Origin of the sequence: Nonlabens sp. SY33080, from assembly GCF_011784885.1 — a bacterium.
GTDB classification, from domain to species: Bacteria; Bacteroidota; Bacteroidia; order Flavobacteriales; family Flavobacteriaceae; genus Nonlabens; species Nonlabens tegetincola.
In genome coordinates, this window is record NZ_CP050461.1 from 2,340,687 (window position 1) to 2,363,566 (window position 22,880).

Annotated in this window: 14 protein-coding genes and 1 riboswitch; of the genes, 9 read left to right on the top strand and 5 right to left on the bottom strand. The window is 35.9% G+C overall.

Features of this window, described 5'->3' with window-relative positions; translation table 11 throughout:
- Positions 1-8: 8 nt before the first annotated feature.
- Together HCN53_RS10540 and HCN53_RS10545 are read left to right on the top strand one after the other, a co-directional pair.
- Positions 9-1,424: a DUF5689 domain-containing protein gene (locus HCN53_RS10540; protein ID WP_240919351.1), complete on the top strand. Its 1,416-nt coding sequence runs from the start codon at positions 9-11 to the stop codon at positions 1,422-1,424.
- Between the two features lie 160 nt (positions 1,425-1,584).
- Positions 1,585-1,677: riboswitch (TPP riboswitch) on the top strand.
- 121 nt (positions 1,678-1,798) lie between these two features.
- Positions 1,799-3,979 (top strand): TonB-dependent receptor, encoded by a 2,181-nt coding sequence (locus HCN53_RS10545; RefSeq protein WP_167342919.1) that lies wholly within the window; start codon positions 1,799-1,801, stop codon positions 3,977-3,979.
- 246 nt (positions 3,980-4,225) lie between these two features.
- Here the strand turns inward: HCN53_RS10545 and HCN53_RS10550 are convergent, their stop codons facing one another.
- Entirely contained in the window at positions 4,226-4,654 is a 429-nt protein-coding gene (locus HCN53_RS10550) for a Rieske (2Fe-2S) protein (RefSeq protein WP_042276271.1), read from the bottom strand.
- Positions 4,655-4,846: 192 nt separating this feature from the next.
- Between HCN53_RS10550 and greA the strand changes: the two genes are divergently transcribed.
- From greA to HCN53_RS10565, 3 genes are read left to right on the top strand one after another with little or no spacing between them, the layout of a single operon-like run.
- Positions 4,847-5,320 (top strand): transcription elongation factor GreA, encoded by a 474-nt coding sequence (gene greA / locus HCN53_RS10555; protein WP_085775595.1) that lies wholly within the window; start codon positions 4,847-4,849, stop codon positions 5,318-5,320.
- Positions 5,320-5,718 carry an HIT family protein gene (locus tag HCN53_RS10560; RefSeq protein WP_042276267.1) on the top strand — a complete coding sequence of 133 codons (399 nt, stop codon included), beginning with the start codon at positions 5,320-5,322 and terminating at the stop codon, positions 5,716-5,718. The genes greA and HCN53_RS10560 overlap by 1 nt, the downstream gene beginning before the upstream one ends.
- A gap of 6 nt (positions 5,719-5,724) precedes the next feature.
- Positions 5,725-5,970: a hypothetical protein gene (locus HCN53_RS10565; RefSeq protein ID WP_167342920.1), complete on the top strand. Its 246-nt coding sequence runs from the start codon at positions 5,725-5,727 to the stop codon at positions 5,968-5,970.
- On the opposite strand, the gene HCN53_RS10570 is transcribed toward HCN53_RS10565, so the two are convergent.
- Positions 5,963-6,412 carry a nucleoside deaminase gene (locus HCN53_RS10570; protein ID WP_042276262.1) on the bottom strand — a complete coding sequence of 150 codons (450 nt, stop codon included), beginning with the start codon at positions 6,410-6,412 and terminating at the stop codon, positions 5,963-5,965. The two genes, HCN53_RS10565 and HCN53_RS10570, sit on opposite strands and share 8 nt — an antisense overlap.
- A 140-nt stretch (positions 6,413-6,552) precedes the next feature.
- On the opposite strand from HCN53_RS10570, the gene HCN53_RS10575 reads away from it, so the two are divergent.
- Positions 6,553-8,349: a 1-deoxy-D-xylulose-5-phosphate synthase gene (locus HCN53_RS10575; protein WP_167342921.1), complete on the top strand. Its 1,797-nt coding sequence runs from the start codon at positions 6,553-6,555 to the stop codon at positions 8,347-8,349.
- On the opposite strand, the gene HCN53_RS10580 is transcribed toward HCN53_RS10575, so the two are convergent.
- Both HCN53_RS10580 and dgt read right to left on the bottom strand, forming a co-directional pair.
- Positions 8,335-11,136, bottom strand: coding sequence for a T9SS type A sorting domain-containing protein (locus HCN53_RS10580; protein WP_167342922.1), 2,802 nt, complete (start codon positions 11,134-11,136; stop codon positions 8,335-8,337). The two genes, HCN53_RS10575 and HCN53_RS10580, sit on opposite strands and share 15 nt — an antisense overlap.
- 24 nt (positions 11,137-11,160) lie before the next feature.
- A complete protein-coding gene (gene dgt, locus HCN53_RS10585) occupies positions 11,161-12,498 on the bottom strand; it encodes a dGTP triphosphohydrolase (protein WP_167342923.1) in 1,338 nt (445 codons plus the stop codon).
- A gap of 155 nt (positions 12,499-12,653) precedes the next feature.
- Between dgt and HCN53_RS10590 the strand changes: the two genes are divergently transcribed.
- The 3 genes from HCN53_RS10590 (at position 12,654) to HCN53_RS10600 (ending at position 19,059) form a co-directional block, all read left to right on the top strand.
- Entirely contained in the window at positions 12,654-15,380 is a 2,727-nt protein-coding gene (locus tag HCN53_RS10590) for a TonB-dependent receptor (RefSeq protein ID WP_167342924.1), read from the top strand.
- A gap of 91 nt (positions 15,381-15,471) precedes the next feature.
- Complete coding sequence (locus HCN53_RS10595) at positions 15,472-16,620, top strand: hypothetical protein (protein WP_167342925.1); 1,149 nt, start codon at positions 15,472-15,474, stop codon at positions 16,618-16,620.
- Between the two features lie 183 nt (positions 16,621-16,803).
- On the top strand, positions 16,804-19,059 hold the full coding sequence (locus tag HCN53_RS10600) for an inorganic phosphate transporter (RefSeq protein WP_167342926.1): 2,256 nt from the start codon (positions 16,804-16,806) through the stop codon (positions 19,057-19,059).
- 308 nt (positions 19,060-19,367) lie between these two features.
- Here the strand turns inward: HCN53_RS10600 and HCN53_RS10605 are convergent, their stop codons facing one another.
- The gene (locus HCN53_RS10605) at positions 19,368-22,880 is read right to left on the bottom strand and encodes an efflux RND transporter permease subunit (RefSeq protein WP_167342927.1); all 3,513 of its coding nucleotides are present in this window, start codon (positions 22,878-22,880) and stop codon (positions 19,368-19,370) included.

A 22,880-nucleotide genomic window follows, 5' to 3' on the forward strand; every position in this document is an offset into this window, starting at 1 on the left:
AAGCAACAATGAAACACATTAATAAAATTTTTGCACTAGCAGCTATCATGGCTGTTGCATTCTCGTGTGTAGAAGACGATGAATATGAAGTGCCAGATACAAGATTAGTAGATATTGAAGATCCTAGTAATATTGTTACAATAGGTAACGTAGTATCACAAATTGACCAGTCACAAAACGGAACAGTAACATTTGATACTCCAGGTGAATTCATGGAAGGTTATGTAATTTCAAGTGACGAAGCAGGAAACTTTTTTGAAGAGATAGTTATCCAGGATGCTCCTGAAAACCCAACAGTTGGTATAAAAGTTCTTATAGATAATAGTCCTTTATTTACAACCTATGAATTTGGTCGTAGAATTTTTGTAAAATTAGATGGATTGACTGCTGGTATTTCTAATGGTGTTCCTGTTATTGGAATAGCTGGTAGTGGTACTAACATCGAGAAGATCGCACCTTCACAACAAGAAGATTTCATTTTGAGAGATGACATCGTTGCAGAAATTGTTCCTACAGTTGTAACTCCTAGCGACTTTGCTACTGATAAACTTAATACGTACATCGTTTTAGATGGTGCACAGTTCTCTGACGAGGATGTAGCTAATAATCGTTCATTTGCTGCCGAGGCAACTGATCAGTTTGATGGACTAAGATTTCTTCAATCTTGTACCGACTTTTTTGCACCTGCAGTACGCTTAGAAACTAGTACTTTTTCAGATTTTAAAGCTGCAAGTGTACCAGGTGGAAGCGGTAGTGTAACTGCTATTCTTTCTAGAGATTTTGAAGATGACAATTTTGTGATCGTGGTAAACGGTCCTGCAGACTTTGATTTTGATCCTAATGTACGTTGTGATTTTGACGTAGTATCATGTGGATTAGTAGGTGCCGCTGGTGCAACAACAATTCTTTCAGAGAATTTTGAGACGCAATCAACAGGTCAAATAGCACAGCCAGCTGGGTGGACTAACTTCATTGAAGCTGGTACTGAAACTTGGGAAGTTTATAGCGCAGGAGGAACTAATGCTTCATTAGGTAATAGTGTAAGAGTAGGTTCTTTCCGTTCAAACGATACAAGTACTATCTCTTGGTTGATTACTCCACAAATTGATTTTGATGCTCAAACTGGTGAAGTTTTTGATTTTGAAACGTCTAATAGCTTCGCTGATGGTTCAGAAATGCAAGTACTTTACAGTGCAGACTGGGATGGAACAACTGCTGGAATAACTACAGCAACTTGGGAAGCTCTTGCTGATCCTACAATTGTGGAAGACAGTGAATTCTTCGGTAACTGGGTTCCTTCAGGATTTGCTAGCCTAGACTGTTTAACGGGTACTGGTTATATCGCATTTAAGTACGAGGGATCAGGTGATGCTGGTTTTGATGGAACTTACGAATTAGATAACATTAGAATTACAAGCAACTAATAATTGCCTAACTAATAGTATAAAAGTCCTTTAAGCTTCTTGCTTAAAGGACTTTTTTGTATTTATAAATTCAAGTAAGTTCTTATTATTTGTAGGAAAATAAGGCCTAATAAATACTCTTTTTTTTTAGTTGGTATTTAGTTAGTACATATTACTTTTGCGCCGTCTCAAGGGGTGCTGGTATTACTGGCTGAGATTATACCCGAGGAACCTGGGCAGGTAATGCTGCCAAGGGATATTCTTTAAAGTTGGTGATTGTTATGCTTTCGCGAAAGCGTAATTATCCACTTAATTAAAGGAAAAGACATTCCTCTTAAATTTTTAATTAACAAGACCGAATAAATGCCCCTTTTATTTGAACGAAAAAGTTCAAAATGAAGTATTTATCAGTCGCTGTATTGACCTTACTAGGATTAGGCGTCACAGCACAAAACACACAAGTATCCGATACTACCAATGCCGAAAAGTTGGATGAGGTTCTTGTAAAAGCCGTTCGTGTAAACGCAAATTCACCAATCACACACAGCAACGTTTCCAAAGAGGAACTTGCAAAGCGTAATTTAGGACAAGATATTCCTACATTACTTAATTTTTTACCATCTGTTGTTACAACTAGTGACGCTGGTGCTGGTATAGGTTATACCAGTTTGAGAGTGCGTGGTGTAAGTTCACAATCTACCAATGTTACTATTAATGGTATTCCCTATACCGATGCAGAATCTCTAGGTACGTTTTGGGTAAATTTAGGGGACTTTTCATCTTCTGTTGAAAGTTTACAATTACAAAGAGGTGTAGGAACATCTACTAACGGTAGTGGAGCATTTGGTGCAAGTATTAATTTGTTGACTGATGCAGTTAATAAAAACGCTACTGGCCAAATTGCAAATAGTTATGGTAGCTTTAATAGTAGAAAGCATACTTTAAAGTTCTCTACAGGATTACTTAATGAACATTTTGAAATATCAGGAAGGTTATCTAACATAGCATCAGATGGGTATATCGATAGAGCATCAACCGATTTAAAATCGTATTACCTACAAGGTTCCTATGTTGATGACAATACACTGATCAAGGCCATAACTTTTGCCAATGAAGAGGTTACTTACCAATCTTGGTTCGGTATCGATGGAGATCAATTAAGAGAAGATCGAAGGTTCAATCCTGCTGGTCAATATGAAGATGAAAACGGTGTTACACAATTTTATGATCGTGAAGTAGATGATTACAAGCAAGATCATTATCAGTTACATTGGAATGAACGTTTCAATAACAATTGGTCATCAAATGTAGGCTTGAACTATACCTATGGTAGAGGTTTCTTTGAGCAGTATAGAGAGGATGATGATTTCAGCACCTACGGTTTTGATGAATTAACGGTTGATGGTCAGGTGGTTAATACTACTGATCTCATACGCAGAAGATGGTTAGATAATGACTATTATGTGGTTAATGCAAACGTTAATTATAAGGACAATAAGATGGATATTTTGTTAGGAACATCTTTTAGTCACTATGATGGAGATCACTTCGGTGAGGTTATATGGGCGCGATTTGCTAGTCAAAGTGAAATTAGAGACCGATATTATGAAGGAAATGGTAAGAAAAATGATTTTTCAACCTTTGCCAAAGGAACCTTTAAACTCGATGATAGATTTCAATTATATCTAGATGCGCAAGTAAGAAATGTTAACTACGAGACATCGGGTATAAATTCAAATCTTACTATGTTTAATGTAGATGAGAACTATTTATTCTTCAATCCAAAGGCAGGATTGACTTATTCAATTGATTCAAATGATGATTTATACTTCTCTTATGCAAGAGCTAGTAGAGAACCTAATAGAGATGATTTTGAGAATAATCCTAATATAGAGCCAGAACGTTTAAATGATTTTGAACTGGGATGGCGTCATAAAAATAATAAGATTGCCTTTAATGCAAATGCCTACTTCATGTATTACGAGGAGCAACTTGTTCTTACTGGTGAAATCAATGACGTAGGTGCGGCATTAAGAGATAATAGTGGCGAGAGTTATAGACTAGGTTTAGAATTAGAAACTGCCATTCAATTATCTGATGAGTTCACATTACAAACCAATGTTACTTTAAGCTCAAATAAGAATTTGGATACTGTAGTTTCTAGAGACGGAGAGCTGGTTGACTTAGGATCTACAGATATCGCTTTTTCACCTAATATAGTAGGAGCAAATCAGCTTACTTACCAACCTAGTGAAGCCTTTCAAGTAAGTTTATTGACTAAGTTTGTAGGAGAACAATTTATGAGTAATACAGAAGCTGATTTATCAAGGTTAGAAAGTTATTCAACCACTGACATCAACTTTATATACACTCTTAAAACTAAATCCATTTTTGATTCGATAGTTTTTACTGGATTAATTAATAATATTTTTAATGAGAAGTACGTCTCAAATGGTTATTATTTCACATTTGATGACACGTGGTCTAATCCAAATACAATTACAACAATTGAAGGTGTAGGTTATTATCCACAAGCTGGTATCAACTTTTTAGCAGGTGTTACCTTGAATTTTTAAAGTTATTTAACTTTGAAGAATCATAAAATCCTGTACCTACCTTGGTACAGGATTTTATTATTTTTTATTACTCTATTAGGTGCCTTTCAGAATTACGCATATTATTATTTGTCTTGACAAAGATTAAATAAGTTTCTTATTCGTTATTCCAAATCATTTTGAAATGTATAGAAAACCAAAGTAGGAAAACCCTAGATTATTCTATATCCTTTCTAATCATAAGGTTTGTAGCTATACATAATTTAATCAATTTGAAACGGTAATAATATTCCCATTGCGCACTACACGATATGCCTTCATGCCATATTCTCCATTGCCTTCTAAAGGTTGACCGTTGATTAGGCTATATTTATTATTATCTGTAGGGCATGGGCAACTAGCTTCAATACCATTTATTTCCATTCTAGAACATTCATTAGGTGTATGGTTGGGGTCGCTTAAATCAAAGGCAAAATAATCTCTATTGTTTGAATTATAGACCACAATACCACGATTCCCAAAACCCGAAACCTCAACCGTGTTACCGGGAAAGTTTAAACCACTATATTGAGGTAAGGATGTGTTCAACTCGACTGCAAATCCTAGATCCAGTAAGTTAGGATTACGATTGCGCAACTCGTCGTCCTCACAGGATATAAAACCCAAAACAATTAAAATTAATTTCCAATTTTTCATAGCTTTTTTTAAAATGAGTGTAAATGTATAACGCAAACTTAGTTATTTCGTATATTTGATTTAGAATCCCGCAGCAATGATGGGATTTTCTTATTTATAGAACAACCTGTGTGATGTTTGAACATGATGGCGTAGTTATTCCGCTTTCGCGAAAGCGAAATACGACACAAACATCCACATAAAAATAGCATTATGAGTAATGTATCATACTATACGGAAGAAGGTCTAAAGAAATTAAAAGACGAATTAAAGCAACTAAAAGACGTTGAACGTCCAAAGGCATCACAAGCTATTGCCGAGGCAAGAGATAAAGGTGATTTGAGTGAAAATGCCGAATATGACGCAGCCAAAGAGGCTCAAGGCTTGCTCGAGATGAGAATTTCAAAACTAGAACAAGTCGTGGCTAACGCTAGGATTATTGATGAGAACAGCCTGGATTTATCCAAAGCACTTATTCATAGCACTGTTAAGATTAAAAATTTGAACAACAACATGGTGATGAATTACAAACTTGTTGCTCAAAGTGAGGCAGATCTGGCCAAGGGATACATCTCAGTCGATTCTCCTATAGGTAAAGGACTTTTGGGTAAGGAAGTTGGTCAGGTGGCCGAAGTTCAAGTTCCTGTAGGAACCATTAAATTAGAAATACTGGAAATAAGTAGGTAATGAGTATTTTTTCTAAAATTATCACCGGTGAAATTCCTTGTCATAAGGTGGCAGAAAATGAGAATTTTCTAGCTTTTCTAGATATTAATCCAAATGCTCCTGGGCATACTCTTTGTATACCAAAAAAGGAAGTAAACAAATTATTTGATCTAGAAAAGCAAGAGTATGACGATTTAATGAGTTTCTCAAGAGAGGTCGCTTTAATATTAAGACAAGAGATTACTTGTGAACGTATAGGAATGTCGGTTATTGGATTAGAAGTACCACACGTTCATGTACATTTAATTCCCATACGTACGATGGATGATATGCGTTTCTCGTCAAAAGTAAGTATGTCACAAGATGAGATGAGTGAGTTGGCTACTAGATTAAGCAAGAGGTATTTTAACGGGAACTAGGCTTATATGCCTGTAATCAAAATAGAAACACGTATTAAAGGCGATGTGAAAGTTGTTTTTGATCTAGCCAGAAGTATAGATTTTCATCTTATTTCAAGATCTGGCAGCAAGGAACGCGCGATCGCTGGAAAAACTAGTGGATTAATAGAGGAAGGTGAGTTAGTTACTTGGCGAGCCAAGCGTATGGGTGTTTATCAAAATTTGACTTCAAAGGTTACGCTTCTTCAAAGACTAAATTATTTTGCTAATTAAGCGCTCTTTTTCTTCTGAAGAACTCCGTCATCAAGGCAGCACATTCATTTTCTAATATACCACTTACAACTTCAGTTTTAGGGTGAAGTTGGGTTCCCATATTCCTGTATCCTCGTGAGCTGTCGCTAGCGCCAAAAACTATCTTGCTTATTTGTGACCAGTACAATGCGCCGGCACACATTTGACAAGGTTCTAGTGTGATATACATAGTACAGTCTTTAAGATATTTGCCACCTAGAAAACTAGCGCCAGCTGTAATAGCTTGCATTTCAGCATGAGCGGTAACATCGTTTAATGTTTCGGTTAAATTGTGTCCTCGTGCTATGATTCTATTTTGTGTAACGATGATAGCACCTACCGGTATTTCATTGCGGTCAAGAGCTTCTTGAGCTTCTTGAATCGCTTTTTTCATAAAGTAAATATCGTCGTAAGGTTCAATCATGCTGTAAAAGTAGTAGAACTATTACTATCTAAATGTAAGTTACGCGATAACTTTGTACAAAATATAGGTACAATAGGACTATACAGCCTTAATTAAAGTGGTAGTAGTAAATTCCCAACGATAAGAATTACCTTTGACTCATGCAGGAAACATTGCTTTCTAGGATAGAAGATCCATGTGATTTAAGACGCTTTCGCGAAAGCGAACTCACCCAAATTGCTCAAGAGTTAAGAGATTATATCATAGAAATAATATCTCAGAAGGAAGGACATTTAGGAGCTAGTTTAGGAGTAATAGAGCTTACTATAGCGTTGCATTATGTCTTTGATACACCTGATGATTTATTAGTTTGGGATGTAGGTCATCAAGCTTATGGCCATAAGATTTTGACGGGCCGCAGAGAAGCGTTTAAAACTAACCGTGATTATGGTGGGTTATCCGGTTTTCCAAAAATTGATGAGAGCAACTACGATACATTTGGTGTAGGACACAGCTCTACAGCTATAAGTGCAGCTTTAGGAATGGCGATAGCTAGTAAATTATCAAACTCGTCAAAAAAACATATAGCCGTTGTAGGAGATGCTAGTATAGCTAGCGGTATGGCATTTGAAGCGCTCAACCACGCCGGAGTAAGTAACGTAGATTTATTAGTTATACTAAACGACAATGCCATAGGTATTGATCCTAGTGTAGGAGCTCTTAAAGAGTACTTAACCACTACCAAATCAGGAAAAGAAACAGGTCAAGATAATATTTTTGAAGCGCTCAAATTTGATTATTCGGGACCTATTGATGGTCATGATATGAATGGCTTATTACGTGAGCTGAAGAGGCAAAAAACTCTTAATGGCCCACGTTTATTGCATATAAGAACTGTTAAAGGAAAAGGTCTAAAGCAGGCTGAAATTGATCAAGTAAGATATCACGCTCCTGGTAAATTTGATAAGATAACGGGTGATCTTACACCTAGTGATACGAGTATGTTACCGCCAAAATTCCAAGATGTTTTTGGTCATACGCTTGTTGAACTTGCAGAAGCTAATGATAAGATAATAGGCATAACGCCTGCAATGCCTACTGGTAGCTCTATGAAAATCATGATGCAAGCATTTCCTGATCGAGCATTTGATGTAGGAATAGCAGAACAGCATGCTGTGACATTAGCAGCTGGGATGGCCACACAAGGATTAATTCCATTTTGCAATGTGTACTCAACATTTTTACAAAGGGCTTATGATCAGGTGATTCACGACGTGGCGTTGCAAAAATTACCAGTTATCTTTTGTTTGGATAGGGCAGGACTGGTAGGAAAAGATGGGCCTACACATCATGGGGTTTTTGACCTTGCCTATCTTAATTGTATACCCGATTTAATTATAGCCGCGCCTATGGATGCGATGGAGTTAAGAAGTATGATGTTCACTGCTTCTTTAGGCATGGATTTACCTATTGCTATACGTTATCCTAGAGGTCGATGTCATTCAATAAATTGGCGATCTACCTTGGGAAAAATTTCAATTGGTACATCTAGAACTTTGTCTAGAGGTAAAAAGGTTGCTGTATTAAGCTTGGGACCTATTGGGGTTACCGTGCAAAAACTTATTCAAGAAAATCAATTATCCGTAACTCACATTGACGTTCGCTTTTTAAAACCACTTGACAAGAATATGTTACAATCGGTTTTTGAATCTCATGAGCATATTGTAACTATTGAAGATGGTAGTTTGATAGGAGGATTGGGATCCACTATAAAAAATTATGCTTTTTCAAATCCATCAATCAGTGATGAATCCAAAAAAGCATATTCTGTCAGAATCCATTCTTTAGGAATTCCAGACACATTTATAAGTCATGGCCCTACAGAACAATTGTATAAAGAGGTAAGTATAGATGAGGCATCTATACTAAATCTACTAAGCAAGTTACTTAATCAGTAGTTTGGTACTTATTGCAATGTTGTCTTTATAAGCACTTAAAATATAGTAACCTGATTTTAAGTTTAATTGTACTTGAGAACCTTGTTTGCTAAGCGTCATATTCTCTTTTGACCAAACTCTGCGACCGTTTAAATCATGTAGCTTTACATCATATGTATTTTCCAATTCACTGTGAATTGAAAAAGTTCCATTTGACACAGTTGGTGTAACAAAAATTTCATTGGAAATTTCGTTACTGTCAGCTATGCTTGCTGTATCTAAGGTGCCAGTAAATAGTCCTCTACCATGAGTAGCTGCTAATACTGTGTTGTCGCTGGCTCGATAGTCTAGATCAACTACTTTAACGTTAGTCATACCATTAATTGCTGGAATCCAGTTAGGTGAAGTGCTATTAAAATTTGATGAGGTGTAAACTCCTAATTCGGTTCCTATAAGAACTTCTCCTGGTAATAATGGATTCGGAAGAATTGCTTTTACGGGAATATCTGGTAAATCACCATCCTTGAGATCCCAGGTCGTACCACCGTCGTTCGTGTAATAAATATTATTTACACCATAATTATGCATGGTTAGATAAATTTCTTGTTCTGTAGCTCCAAATTCAATATCAGAAACGCTACCTAGCAATCCAGCAGGACGAATATTGTTCCATACAGGTGTAGTTGTAATATTACTTACTCGGTATAAATTCGATCTTTCAGTTCCTACATATAAAACTGGATTACCGTTAGCAAAAGGTGAAGCTTTCATTGCCGTTGGTCTATCGCTGGTTATTTGAGTATTTGTAATCGTATTACAATTTGAAGATGAATTAAATAATTCACATACTTCAATACCATTACTACCATTGAATGTTCTACTATTTGCAAATAAGTAATTATTGACCTTGTCTAGTTCTGCAACATTAATGAAATCTCCAGTACCACCTGCATTATCGCCGCAATTTGGAGAGGTTATGCAATATCTAAAACTATAACCTGGATAGGTGTAATACCTATGATTATTATATTGGGTAGAAACTACTACGTATCCGTCTGCACCATCAATGTCTGCATGTGCCCCATCACCACCAACAGCTTCTATAAATGAGTTTGCTCCAGGTTGAGCGTTATTTACTCTAAGAGTACCATTGTCTTGAGTACCACCTACAAAGTCGTCTCCTCCTGCAGCTCCATTTTCATCTATTGCAGCATAATAAAATTGAGTAATATTTAAATTATTATTTCTATTTTGGATGACATTTACATTGGTAGGAGCGCTACTATAACTACTTACATAAGAACATCCTCCATCTGATCCTATTAAGCCTTCATTAGAATTTCCAGGCCGAAAACTGATTGCATGAATATCCGCGTGAACAAATGGTGCAGGTATTGAACTTAGACCATTACCATTTGTCCATTTCGATATTTGTCTCCAACTATTTCCTCCATCAGTACTTCGGAAAGAATCAATTCCTCCAGCATATATTATTTGATCATTATTGGGGTCTACTTCAATAACCAAATCATAAAACGCTTGTCCTCTAGTGAAGTCTGTTGCAGGGATGGTCACATCGGCATCATTTGGTTCGTTCATTGGATTTAAAGTAGCAAAATCATCAGTAGTAATATATAGATCACCTTGGTTGCTTCCTGTTTGAACAGCAACATAAAACAAATTAGAGTTGGTTTTTGATGCAGCTAGTTCTACACGATCCGCTCCAGGAATGACATCTGCAAGTAGCCATGTAGTACCGTTAGTACTTCTATATACTCTACCAGCTCCTTGATTATTAATTGGTGATCCTATGGTTCCAAAGTAAAGTTCGTTATCTGCCGCAATTGCAAAATCATTTGGAATAACGTAATAGGTGTCACCGTTAGCATTGTATCTTAATAACGGTCCATCTACACGAGTCCAGTTACTACCGGCATCAGTACTTCTATACAAACCAGCATTCTGTGCTCCTAGTGTATTGTTTGGATTACTTATATTAAAGTTAGGTGATACATAATCTTCACCACCTATTCCCACGTATACTTCAGATGTTCCATTTACATTTCTAACGATTACATCTGTCACATAGAAAATTCCAGATTTAAATAAGTTCCCTGAAACTGTCACATCCGTACCACTGGCAGCTGGAATAGGAACTTCATTCCACGTTAAACCACCATCGGTTGTTTTATAAAGACCGTTACCAACAGCTGCTCCAGAAGTATAAATTTCTCCTGTCCCTATATACATGGTTAATGGATCGTTGGGATCTATTGCATAACAACTTACATTAAGATTAGATGCTACACCAGGGATAATAGTCCATGAAGAGTTTGCATCGGTAACATCTTCATTAACCCACAATCCGCCTCCTACACCACCTGCGAAAGCACGGTTGTAATCTATTCCATCACCATTATTAGACCCGACATCGTTCGGGTCAAAGAAAACTACATGAGTGCGACCACCGATATTATTTGGTCCACGATCTTCCCAACTTCTAGAGTTTCCTGGAACGCTTTTAGCAATTTCAAGATCCTTATTAATTAACTTAACTTTCTCTGGAGTAGGTCTACCCAGACTAGGGTTCATGGTTAACAGGTATTCTCTTTCATAATACGCGTTTGGTGGAAGACCTTGTTTTTTTCTATCTTCTCTGGATAATTGTATAGTTTGGTTAAAAGGATGAGTGTCTAGAAAAGTTTCGTGTTGCTCTCTATCTTCTTTGATTTGGGTAGTATCGTTATTGCCACAAGAATAAAGAAAGGCAATCGATATGAGAATAAGTAACTTATTAAGGGTTTTCATAGCCTGAATTTTGTATAAAAGTAATTAAGTTATTTTAGTTTGCCCGTTGATTATATGAAAAAGATTCATTGCTTTACTATCAGTAAGTGAAGCTACAAAGCCACATGCGTTAAGCATACATTCATATTCTGTTGTGCCCAATCTTAAATCTGTTCCACAGGCTTTATAAATCAATTGGTCGTAATGCATTTCATTACCTTTATATTTATTGAGTTGAGCGATAATAGTAGCATGTAAAATATCTTGTATCATTTTATATCCTGCTAATTCCTTTTCGATGACTTCTGGGTGCTGGTAAACTCGTTCAATGGTGATTTTTAATATATCGTCGATCTGTGGTTTGTAAGCAGATTTATCCATCAATGAACAAGTAAAATTACCAGCCAAAATAGTTGATTCATTTTCCATGAATATCTTTACTGCATCATTGATCAGGCTATTAATTGCTAAGGATCTCAAATAGGTTAACCGTTCTTGTGTACCTGTAAGTTGAGTGTAGGTTTCAATCTTTATTGAATCCTTGACTAGTTTAATTAGTTGTTCCAAAGCATGATCTTCACTTATATAGCCTAAGTTAATTCCATCTTCAAAATCAATAATAGTATAGCATATATCATCGGCGGCTTCAACAAGATATGTAAGTGGATGACGATGAAAAGGTTCCTCCTTATTTTCAGTTTTTAAACCTAATTCATTAACCACGTCATTAAAATGATCCACATCAGCTTGAAAAACGCCATATTTTTTCTGGGATATGTGTTTAGTAGGACGATGTGGTAATGATTCTTTAGGGTATTTAATGAATGCACCTAATGTTGCATAGGACAGACGTAGGCCACCAGGAGTTCCTGGGCTGTTTTGATTAAGTAGATGATATCCATTTGCATTTCCTTCATATAAGAGTAGGTCTTGTTTCTGCTTTCGCGAAAGCGTGTCCCATACCATTTTATCCACACGAGTATTAAAATAACTTCCTATTGCTTTTTCACCGCTGTGTCCAAATGGAGGATTTCCAATATCGTGAGCCAGTGCGGCTGCAGCTACAATTGCCCCAAAATCTTGTTGTTTATAACCAAGTTCAACCAGATGTGGGTGTTTTTCTAATATTGCTTTCCCTGCCATTCGACCCAACGATCTACCAACCACACTTACTTCTAGACTGTGCGTGAGTCTAGTATGTACAAATCCAGATTGACTAAGTGGTATTACTTGAGTTTTATCTTGAAGGGTTCTAAAAGGTTTAGAAAAAATAACCCTGTCATAATCCACCTCAAAACCTAATCGTAGTTCATCTTGCTGGTTTCTAGGCCTAGGCTTTTTGTCTCCAAATCTTTTAAGTGACAGTAATTGCTCCCAGTTCATACGGTACATTTTTTTGCAAGATAATGTTTTGAATGATTTGGTGATTACAATTTGAAATTTACTATTTCTTAACGTAAGAATCTATTAAAGTTAATGTTGAGGTAACCTTTGTTCACGTGTATCCTTAGTTCTTTTGCAAGATGAAATTTAATGTAATGAAAAAGTATTTTTTATTTAGCTTTTTACTTGTAAGCGCCTTATTGTCAGCTCAATCTGGTAAGGTGGCAGGATTAGTAACCGACGCTGATTTTGAGAACGAACCACTTGCCTTTGCTTCTGTAGCGTTGAAGGGGACTTCTTTAGGTGCACAAACTGATATGGATGGAAATTACAGTATTACAGCACCGGTAGGGACTTACACTGTAATTTTTACGTATGTAGGTATGCAAACTGTCGAAATCGAAAATATTGAAGTTAAGGCTGGATTTACAACAACGGTAAATACTCCTATGACAGCTAAAGCGGACCAGCTTACTGAAATCCAAATTACTGTAGCAAAAACAAGAGAGAGTGAAGAGGCTCTTATCCAAGAAAAGAAAAATTCAGTAACTATTGTACAGTCGATAGGTGCAGAGGAGCTATCTAAAAAAGGGGTAAGTGATGCAGAAGGCGCAGTTACTAAAGTAAGTGGTGTGAGTAAGCAATCTGGTGTGAAAAATGTTTTTGTACGTGGATTAGGTGATCGCTATAACTCAACTACTCTTAATGGTTTGCCATTACCATCTGATGATCCAGAATATAAAAATATTTCATTGGATTTCTTTGGTTCAGATTTGTTAGAAACGGTTGATATTAATAAAGTATATACGTCAAACATCACTGGTGATAATGCAGGTGCTAATATTAATATAGATTTAAAAGGATTGTCCGGGCGCAAAGCGTTTGGATTTGGTCTTTCTACTGGTGTGAACTCTCAAACTGTCGGAGAGGATTTTAAGAGTATTGATGGCGAGGGATATTTTGGGTTCAGTGATTCTAATATTCCAGTAAATAATCTTGCCGTATATGGATTTGAAAATAATCTTGCTCCTAACACGAACAGTTTTGCTCCTAATGTAGGCTTCTCTGTAATGGGAGGAAGAAGAATTGATATAGGTGATAATTATTTAAATGTATATGGATTATTAACCTTTGATAATGGTTATAGATTTTTAGAAAGAGAAGTGAAAAACACTACTAGTAATGGTTCTTTATTTTTTGATGTAGAAGGTCAAAATTATAATTATGATACCCAACAGATAGGAATGGTAAACTTAGATTATCGAATGGGTAAAAATAATATTGAATTCATTTCTCTTTACATCCATAAAAACACACAAAGTTTTCAGGAGTACGAAGGTATAAACAACCCAGAACAAGATGGTGATAGAGTTTATATCAATAGACAGCAAACTAATGATAACAATCTTTTCGTAAATCAATTGTTGGGAAGATTTGACCTGTCTGAAAAGCTTGAATTAAAAGTTAAGGGAAGTTTTAATGCCATAAGAGGAAGTGAACCTGATCGTCGTGATTTTCAATATCTTTTCCGAGATGGATTCTATAGTCCAGACGTTGATTCTGGTGGAAATAATCAACGTTATTTCAGTGAACTTCAAGAGAATGATTATAATGCTACAGTGAAGTTAAAATACAATTTGAACAAGGATATAGATAATGATCTATTAAACTATATCGAATTGGGTGGAGACTACCGCAATACACATCACGTGTTTAAAGCAACTGTTTTCAATCATACTTTTAACACACGTGTTGCCGTTGATATCAACAATCCAGATTCAATATACAATCAACCATCATTGACTGCTGGTGTTTTTAGACTAGAGACTGGGCGTGGTAGTGCTATCAATCCAGAAGCATTTACTCCTTTCTTCTACATAGGAGATAAGTCTACAATTGCAGGAAATTTGAATTATGTTAAAGCGTTCAATGAAAAGTTCTTGATTAACGTAGGTGGTAGATTTGAAAATATTAATCAAGAAGTTGAATACAATACCAACATTGCACGTAGCTCTATAAATGGTCCTTCTGAAATAAATGAAAGCTTCTTCTTACCGAGTTTGGGTGTTAAATACACCATTAATGAAGAGAATATCGTTAGACTAGGAGCTAGTCAAACTTACATGTTGCCTAGGTTTAAGGAGATTGCTCCTTTTAGATATGATGGAGTTCAGTTTGCTATTCAAGGTAATCCAGATCTAGAAATATCTAACATTATCAACCTAGATGTAGCATATGAATTTTACCCTTCAAAAGGTGAATTAATCTCATTAACTGGTTTTTATAAGAATATCTCAGATCCAGTTTCACGAGTTGAGATTCCATCTGCAGGAAATACTTTAACGTATTTAAATGTAGGTGAAAAAGCAACAGTTTTAGGTATTGAGCTTGAAGCTAAAAAAGATTTTGTGACTAAGGAGATGACTACCCTTAATGATGTAGTAAGAGAATCTAAACTATCTGGAGGAATTACTGCTTCTTATATCAATAGTAAGCAAGATCTAGATAATCCACTAGCACAATTTTCTGAGGATTCGACAGAATTACAAGGAGCTGCACCATTTTTGATTAATGCAGATATTAATTATAACACATTCATAGGAACTAGCAACCTAAATACAGCTTTAGTTTTCAGTTACTTCAGTGATAGAGTATACTCTGTGGGAACAAGAGGATTTGAAAACATTACAGAAAAAGGAGTTCCAACATTGGATTTTGTAAGTAGTTTAAAATTAGGTGATAATAGTAAAATATCCCTTAAAGCAAGAAACCTGCTTAATCCAAACATTCAATTAGAACGTGATGGTGAATTAGGTAACGTTGTGTTAAGCAATTATAAACGTGGAGTTGACATTAGCCTAGGTTATAGCTACCAATTTTAAAAGTTTGATAAAGTTTAGATAACATTAATCGTATAATAACGATTCATATTTGCACAACTAAATTTTTTTAAAATTAACTAACACGATTACAATGAAAAAAGCAATCTTATCTTTATTAACTGTTGCAGCACTTACTTTCACATCTTGTGAAACTGATGATGATGTAAATGGTGGTGGAAACGGTAACAACAACGACCTAAATCTTTCTGGAAACTTAACTGAAGACAGAACATTAACTGCAGGTAACGCATACGTATTAAACGGCCCATTGTTTGTGAAAAATGGTGCTACATTAACAATCGAAGAAGGAACTACTATTACAGCTCAGGCTGGTGGTACTGATGTTTACTTACTAGTAGAAAGAGGTGGAAGAATCGTTGCAGATGGTAGTCCATCAGCTCCTATACGCTTTACAGCTAGCTCACAAACTCCTGCTGCTTGGGGTGGAGTTATCATAAATGGTAACGCATGGATTTCTGGACAAAACCCAGCTGGACAAAACGAAGCTGGTACCGAGGTTAACACTGGTGTATTATTTGGTGGAAATAATGATACTGAAGATTCAGGTATCCTTGATCACGTGATCATTGAATATACAGGAGCACGTATTGATGGTAGTGCAGAACATAATGGGCTTACATTAAATGGTGTAGGATCTGGAACAACTTTGTCTAACATCTGGATTAAAGATGGTGATGATGATGCAATTGAATTCTTTGGAGGTTCTGTAAACGCTTCAAACATTTTTGTACTTAATGCAAAAGATGACATGTTCGATTTTACACAAGGTTATAGAGGTACTTGTACAAACTTATATGGTGTACGTGAGCCTGGTTATACAGCTGTTACTTCAGACCCACGTGGTATCGAGGCAGATGGTAACCTAGACGGTAACTCACCGACGGACAATGTACAATCAGACTTTACTGTTCAAGATATTACAATAATCAACAGCGGTAACAACGTAGAATTCTCAGATCTTATTAAAGTAAGAAGAGGAGCAACTGCAACTATCAACAACGCATTGGCATCTATTACTGGTACTGCTACAGCTTCTGACTTTATTGATTTAGAAGATAGTAGAGGTGATTCTACTAGCGCTACTGTGGTTAACGCTACTGCTGGTGGTAATGCTGATGGTACAGACGTTAAGAATGCTCCAGGAGCTACGGTAAATGTTTCAGCTTCAAATACAGGTGCTGATGCTTCAGTATTTGGTTGGACTGGTTATTCTTTCTAATAAGAAACAACACTATAGATAAATGAAAGAACCGCACTTGTGCGGTTCTTTTTTATTTAAATGATTTTAGTTTGGTTCGCTTTCGCGAAAGCGTAATGAATCTATCCTCAATATAAATAACGATTAGATAACATTGTAAAGGATTTTTTTAACGACTTTTGCGGGTCGAAAATTTGTACATAGATGCCAGATATTTATCTAATAATGCTCATCATTCTAGCAGGTCTAGCGATAACCGATCTAGTGGTAGGTGTGAGTAATGACGCTGTAAACTTCTTAAACAGTGCTATAGGTTCCAAGGCGATCAACTTTAAAACCATCATGATTATTGCGAGTGTGGGAATTGCTTTTGGAGCTCTTTCTTCCAGTGGAATGATGGAAGTTGCTCGTAAAGGAATATTTATTCCATCTCAATTTGATTTTAGTGAGGTGATGATCATTTTCATGGCGGTAATGATAACCGATGTGCTGTTGTTGGATTTTTTCAATACGATGGGATTGCCTACTTCTACAACAGTTTCTATTGTTTTTGAACTTTTAGGTGCGGCGGTTTGCATGTCTTTGATCAAAATTTCTCAAGTTGGAGAAGAATCCTTTCTAGACCTAGGTAAGTACATTGAATCAGACAAGGCTCTTCAAATAATCATGGGAATCTTGTTATCGGTCGTCATCGCCTTTACTATTGGAGCACTGGTGCAGTTTATTTCGCGCTTAATGCTCACCTTTGACTACCGTAAAAGGCCAGCTTTTTTTGCTGGAATTTTTGGTGGTTTATCACTTACTAGCTTGTTTTACTTCATCATAGTAAAAGGTCTTAAAGGAGCTGATCTAGGTAAGGTAGGCGAGATAATAGCAACAACTAGCGTTTCCAAGATTATTACGATTTCGGCTATTTTCTGGACCTTGTTCAGTTTTGTTTATGTCATTCTACTTAAAAAGGATATCTATAAACTAATAATAATCACGGGAACCTTTGGTCTTGCCATGGCTTTTGCAGGTAATGATTTAGTGAACTTTATTGGTGTGCCTATTGGTGCTTATCAAGCTTATGAATATGCTATCACACAGCCTGGAGATGTTTCTGGTGTTGCAATGGATTTTCTAGGGAACAAATTACCTTCTAATAAATGGTTGTTAGTAGTGGCTGGTGTGATAATGGTAGCAACTCTATGGTTCTCATCAAAAGCCCAAGCGGTTGTTAAAACCTCAGTTGATCTTGCCAGACAAGATACAGGTACTGAACGATTCAAAGCTAATGCATTATCAAGATTTTTAGTACGTTATTCATTAAGAGCTGCAGAAGGAATTCAGGCAATTTTACCAGAAAAAACATCAAATTATATATCATCGAGGTTTGAAAAAGTGGCGGAACTTGACGTGGTGCCTAAACACGAGGATAAGCCTGCATTTGATTATGTGCGTGCTAGTGTGAATTTAATGGTGGCAGCTATTTTAATCTCGGTTGCTACTTCTTACAAATTGCCTTTATCTACTACCTATGTAACGTTTATGGTTGCGATGGGTACTTCTCTTGCTGATCGTGCATGGGGTACTGAAAGTGCTGTTTATAGAATAGCAGGTGTTATTAATGTGATAGGCGGTTGGTTCTTTACAGCTTTTAGTGCTTTTACAGCTGCTGCGATCATGGCCTACTTAATTTATATAACTAATAACTACGCCATATTTCCATTAATTATATTGGCCGTGTTATTGCTGTACCGTAGTTATTTAGCTCATAAAAAATCGGTTACTAAAATTAAAGAGACTGATGAGCTTAAAAAGGCAGAGAGTAAAACTATTCAAGGTATTATTCACGAGAGTTCTGATAATGTTTCAATGGTGTTTAAGCGATCAAAACGTATTTATAATAATACTCTAGAAGGTTTGATGTCTCAAGATTTAAGTGTTCTTAAATCTTCTAAAAAGGAAAGTAATAAGCTAGGTGAAGAAATAGACGATCTTAGGAATAATATTTTCTACTTTATAAAGAATCTTGATGAACAGAATCTAGGAGCAAGTAAATTTTACATTGAAGTTTTAGGACATCTTCAAGATATGACTCAGTCTTTGGACTTAATTACAAAGAATAGTACTAGACATATTAGTAATAATCATAAGAGTTTGAAGTTCAATCAAATGAAAGACCTGAAAGAGGTTATTACTGAAGTGAGTCAAATACTTAGAAAAGCAGAACAGACCTTTAAGAACAAAGAGTTTTCATCACTTGATGAAATTATAAGGTCAAAACGTGAATTGCTTGCATTAGTCGATGCAAAAATCGATAGACAGGTTAAACGTACTAAGGATGATGAGCAATCTCCTAAGAATACTACCTTATATTTTAGCCTTTTGTTAGAAACTAGGGACTTGATTGAAACAACCATGCAAGTAGTAGAAGAGTATTATATACAGTACGATAAAAAAGTTGACTTAGAATAAAAGGATGACATCCTTTAATATAAAAAGCTCTGTACATTCTACAGAGCTTTTTTTATACTTGTTAGTTGATCATAGCAGATCTATTTATTTCTTCAGAACAACATTTATTTATCATCCAAATTAAAATTTACAACTTATTGCTAAAGCTCCAAACGAAGGTTATTGTTTGAAAAGCTTTAGTATAGGTCAAACGAATTACTATTGGATATATATCATTAATATATAGCGTAAAGGTAATTCCTACTTAAATAAAAAGAGCCCGATTAGGGAATCGGGCTCGTAGTAACGACAAATGAAATAGGGGAAATCTAAGTCGCTACTTGTACTTCAGATGACTTTTTATTATTGCGCCAGTTGTAAATTCTGATCTTGATTCTATGTACCATGTACAATAGGATAGGAACTATAACTAGGGTTAAAAAGGTTGCAAAAATTAGACCGTAAATAACAGTCCAAGCTAATGGTCCCCAGAATATTACGTTGTCACCACCAATGAAAATCTGTGGGTCAAATTCAGTAAATAACGTAAAGAAATTAATATTTAATCCAATAGCAAGAGGAATAAGTCCTAGAACTGTTGTGATGGCAGTCAATATAACTGGTCTAAGCCTAGCCTTTCCTCCTTTAACTATAGCTTCAAACATTTCTTTTTTAGGAAGAATTTCATCGTCACCAAGTTCTAATTTCTCACTGCGTCTTAATTTAAGTAAGTCTATATAATCAATAAGCACCACACCGTTATTTACCACGATACCTGCAAGTGAAATTATTCCCATCATTGTCATTAAAATAACAAAAGGATCTCCCGTTATAATCAACCCTAAGAAAACGCCAATAAAACTTAAGAAGATGGCGATCATGATAATAGTAGGTTTAGATATAGATCCAAATTGAAATACTAATATCAAGAAGATCAAGAATAAACCACCGAATAGAGCACTCATTAAAAATGCCATCTCTTTTTCTTGCTCTTCAATTTGTCCTGTATAGTCAACTTTAATACCATTTGGAATCGTAAAGTCAACCATCTCTAATTTTATTGATTCTACTACGGCTCCAGCATCGGTGAAACCTGGTTTAAGAGCAGAGTATACCGTAACCACACGTTTTGCATCCTTATGCTTAATAGCACTAAAGCTAGAAGTATTACGTTGTTTGGCAATAGCACTTACTGGTATTTCTTTTACCTGTCCTGTTACCATATCTCTAAAGGTTATTCTTTGATTAAAGATCGCACTACGATCATAGCGTTGATCTTCGTTAAACCTTACATTGATGTCGTAATCTTCACCGTCTTTTTTATAGATACCCGCTTTTTCACCAAACACTGCTCTTCTAAGCTGCATTCCTACCTGGCTATTGCTTATTCCTAATTCACCAGCTTTTTCACGATCAACTTCAACAATCATCGAAGGTTTACTTTTATTTACATCAACCTTTAATTGATCAACTCCAGCTACATTTCTGGTGTTGAGAAATTTTACCATTTGTTCTGCTGTAGATATAAGCTCGCCGTAATCAGGACCTTCTAATTCTATATTTACAGGATATCCTTGTGGTGGTCCATTTGCATCTTTTTCTACTGAAATAGCAACTCCAGGGAATCTACCTTCGAGAGTTTCTTGAACTTTTTTACGTAAAACTTCACTATCTCTTAATTCTCCATCTTTTCCTTCACGAAATTTATATTCACGCATACTCGCGGTGATTTTACCCTTATGAGGCATCTCTGCGGAGCTACCACCGTCTGTTTGAGGATTACCAGCTCCCATTCCTACTTGAGAAACAGCGCTTTCTACAAGCACGTTTCTTCCGTCTTTCATATAGAAATCATCGTTGATCACTTCATAGACTACTTCTTCAATTTCTTTGGTAATACTGTTTGTTTTTTCAATTGAAGTTCCTTGAGGATATTCTATGTAAACAATAATTTGATTAGGCTTATTATCTGGAAAAAATTCAATTTTAGTTCTTCCAGATGCGACAGACCACCCAAAATATGCCATTAAAATTCCTACAAACATTACCACCATACCTATCATAAAAATGTATGGTTTTATACCGCTTAAGGCAAATCTTAAAAATCGCTCATATAGATTGTCTAACCATACTAAAAACGTGCGTTGGAATCCACGAGTAAGAGGTTTGATAGCAAACTTATATAGCCAAAATAAAACCGCTACAAGTATCATCAAAGAACCTAAACCAGATACAGGTCCACCTACTAATAAGATGAATATTCCTAGAGGAACCATGATAGCGGTTAGGTATATTAAGGATTTTATAGATAGGTTGCGGTCATCAATTTCCATGAATTTTGAAACTAGCATGGAGTTAAAGAATATTGCGACAAATAAGGAACTTCCTAAAACTATAGAAAGAGTAATTGGGAAGTAAATCATAAACTGTCCCATTAAACCAGGCCATAAACCTAATGGAACGAATGCCGCAACTGTAGTTAGAGTAGAAATAATAATTGGAATGGCGATTTCACCTACTCCTTTTTTTGCAGCTTCGATACGTGACATACCTTCTTCATCCATCAACCTATAAACATTCTCAACAACCACAATACCATTGTCAACAAGCATTCCCAGCCCCATAATCATAGCAAATAATATCATTGTGTTTAAGGTGTAACCTAATAGGCTGATAATGGCAAAGGACATGAACATAGACATAGGTATCGCAAAACCAACGAATAAGGCATTTCTAAACCCTAAAAAGAACATCAATACACCTACTACCAGTAGAATACCAAAAATGATATTATTAACTAGGTCATCTACTTGATTAAGTGTCTTGCTAGATAAATCATTTGTCACTGTAATTTCTAGGTCAGAAGGCAATGCTCCGGAATCCTGAGACTCCTTAATTACCTCACGTATATTATCTGCCGCAATAATCATGTTTTTACCAGAACGTTTCTTTACGTCTAGCATTACTACCTGATCACCTGATTCCCTTGCAAATGTATTTTTGTCTTCTTCTTCAAACTTGATGGTAGCTACATCTCTTAGGTAAATAGGTCCATTTTCATTTTTGACTACAAAATTTTCTAATTCTTTAGGGTTGTCGATTTCTCCTATAATTCTAATAGTACGTCGTTGACCACTCGATTTTAAATTACCAGCACTTACGGTTGCATTTCCCCCTCTTACCGTATTTAAGATATTATCAAAACTTACCTTAGCTGCTGTCATTTTATATATATCAACAGCAATCTCTACTTCAAGGTCTTGTGCACCGCGTATGTCTACTTGTTTAATTTGCTCTATATCTTCAATTTCATCTTCTAGATATTCGGCAAAGGTTTTAAGTTTACGTACAGTGTAATCACCTTTGATGTTGATGTTCATTATAGGCATTTCCTCACTAAGGGTAAGGTCAAAAACATTAGGAGTAACCGGCTTATCGTTAAATGTAGGCCAGTCTTCACCAGCAGATTCTTGATCTACTTCGTCTTTCACACGTTGTTTAGCAGCCTCTACAGCTATATCATCATCAAATTCAACAATGATTATTGAATAGTCCTCTTGAGATGTAGATTCAGTTTCTGTTACGCCACTAATATTTTTAAGCTTGTCTTCTAAGGGATCGGTAATCAATCGTTCAACGTCCTCAGCCGTATTTCCAGGCCAAACACTTGAGATGTAAATTTTTGTTTCTTTAATTTCTGGAAAATCTTCCCTAGGCATGCTGTTGTAAGCATTTAATCCTAGAAAGAAGATGATTACCATCATGACATAAACAACAACACTGTTGTCAATTGCCCATGATGAGAGTTTAAACTCTTTGTCACTGTTTTTCTTATTTGACAT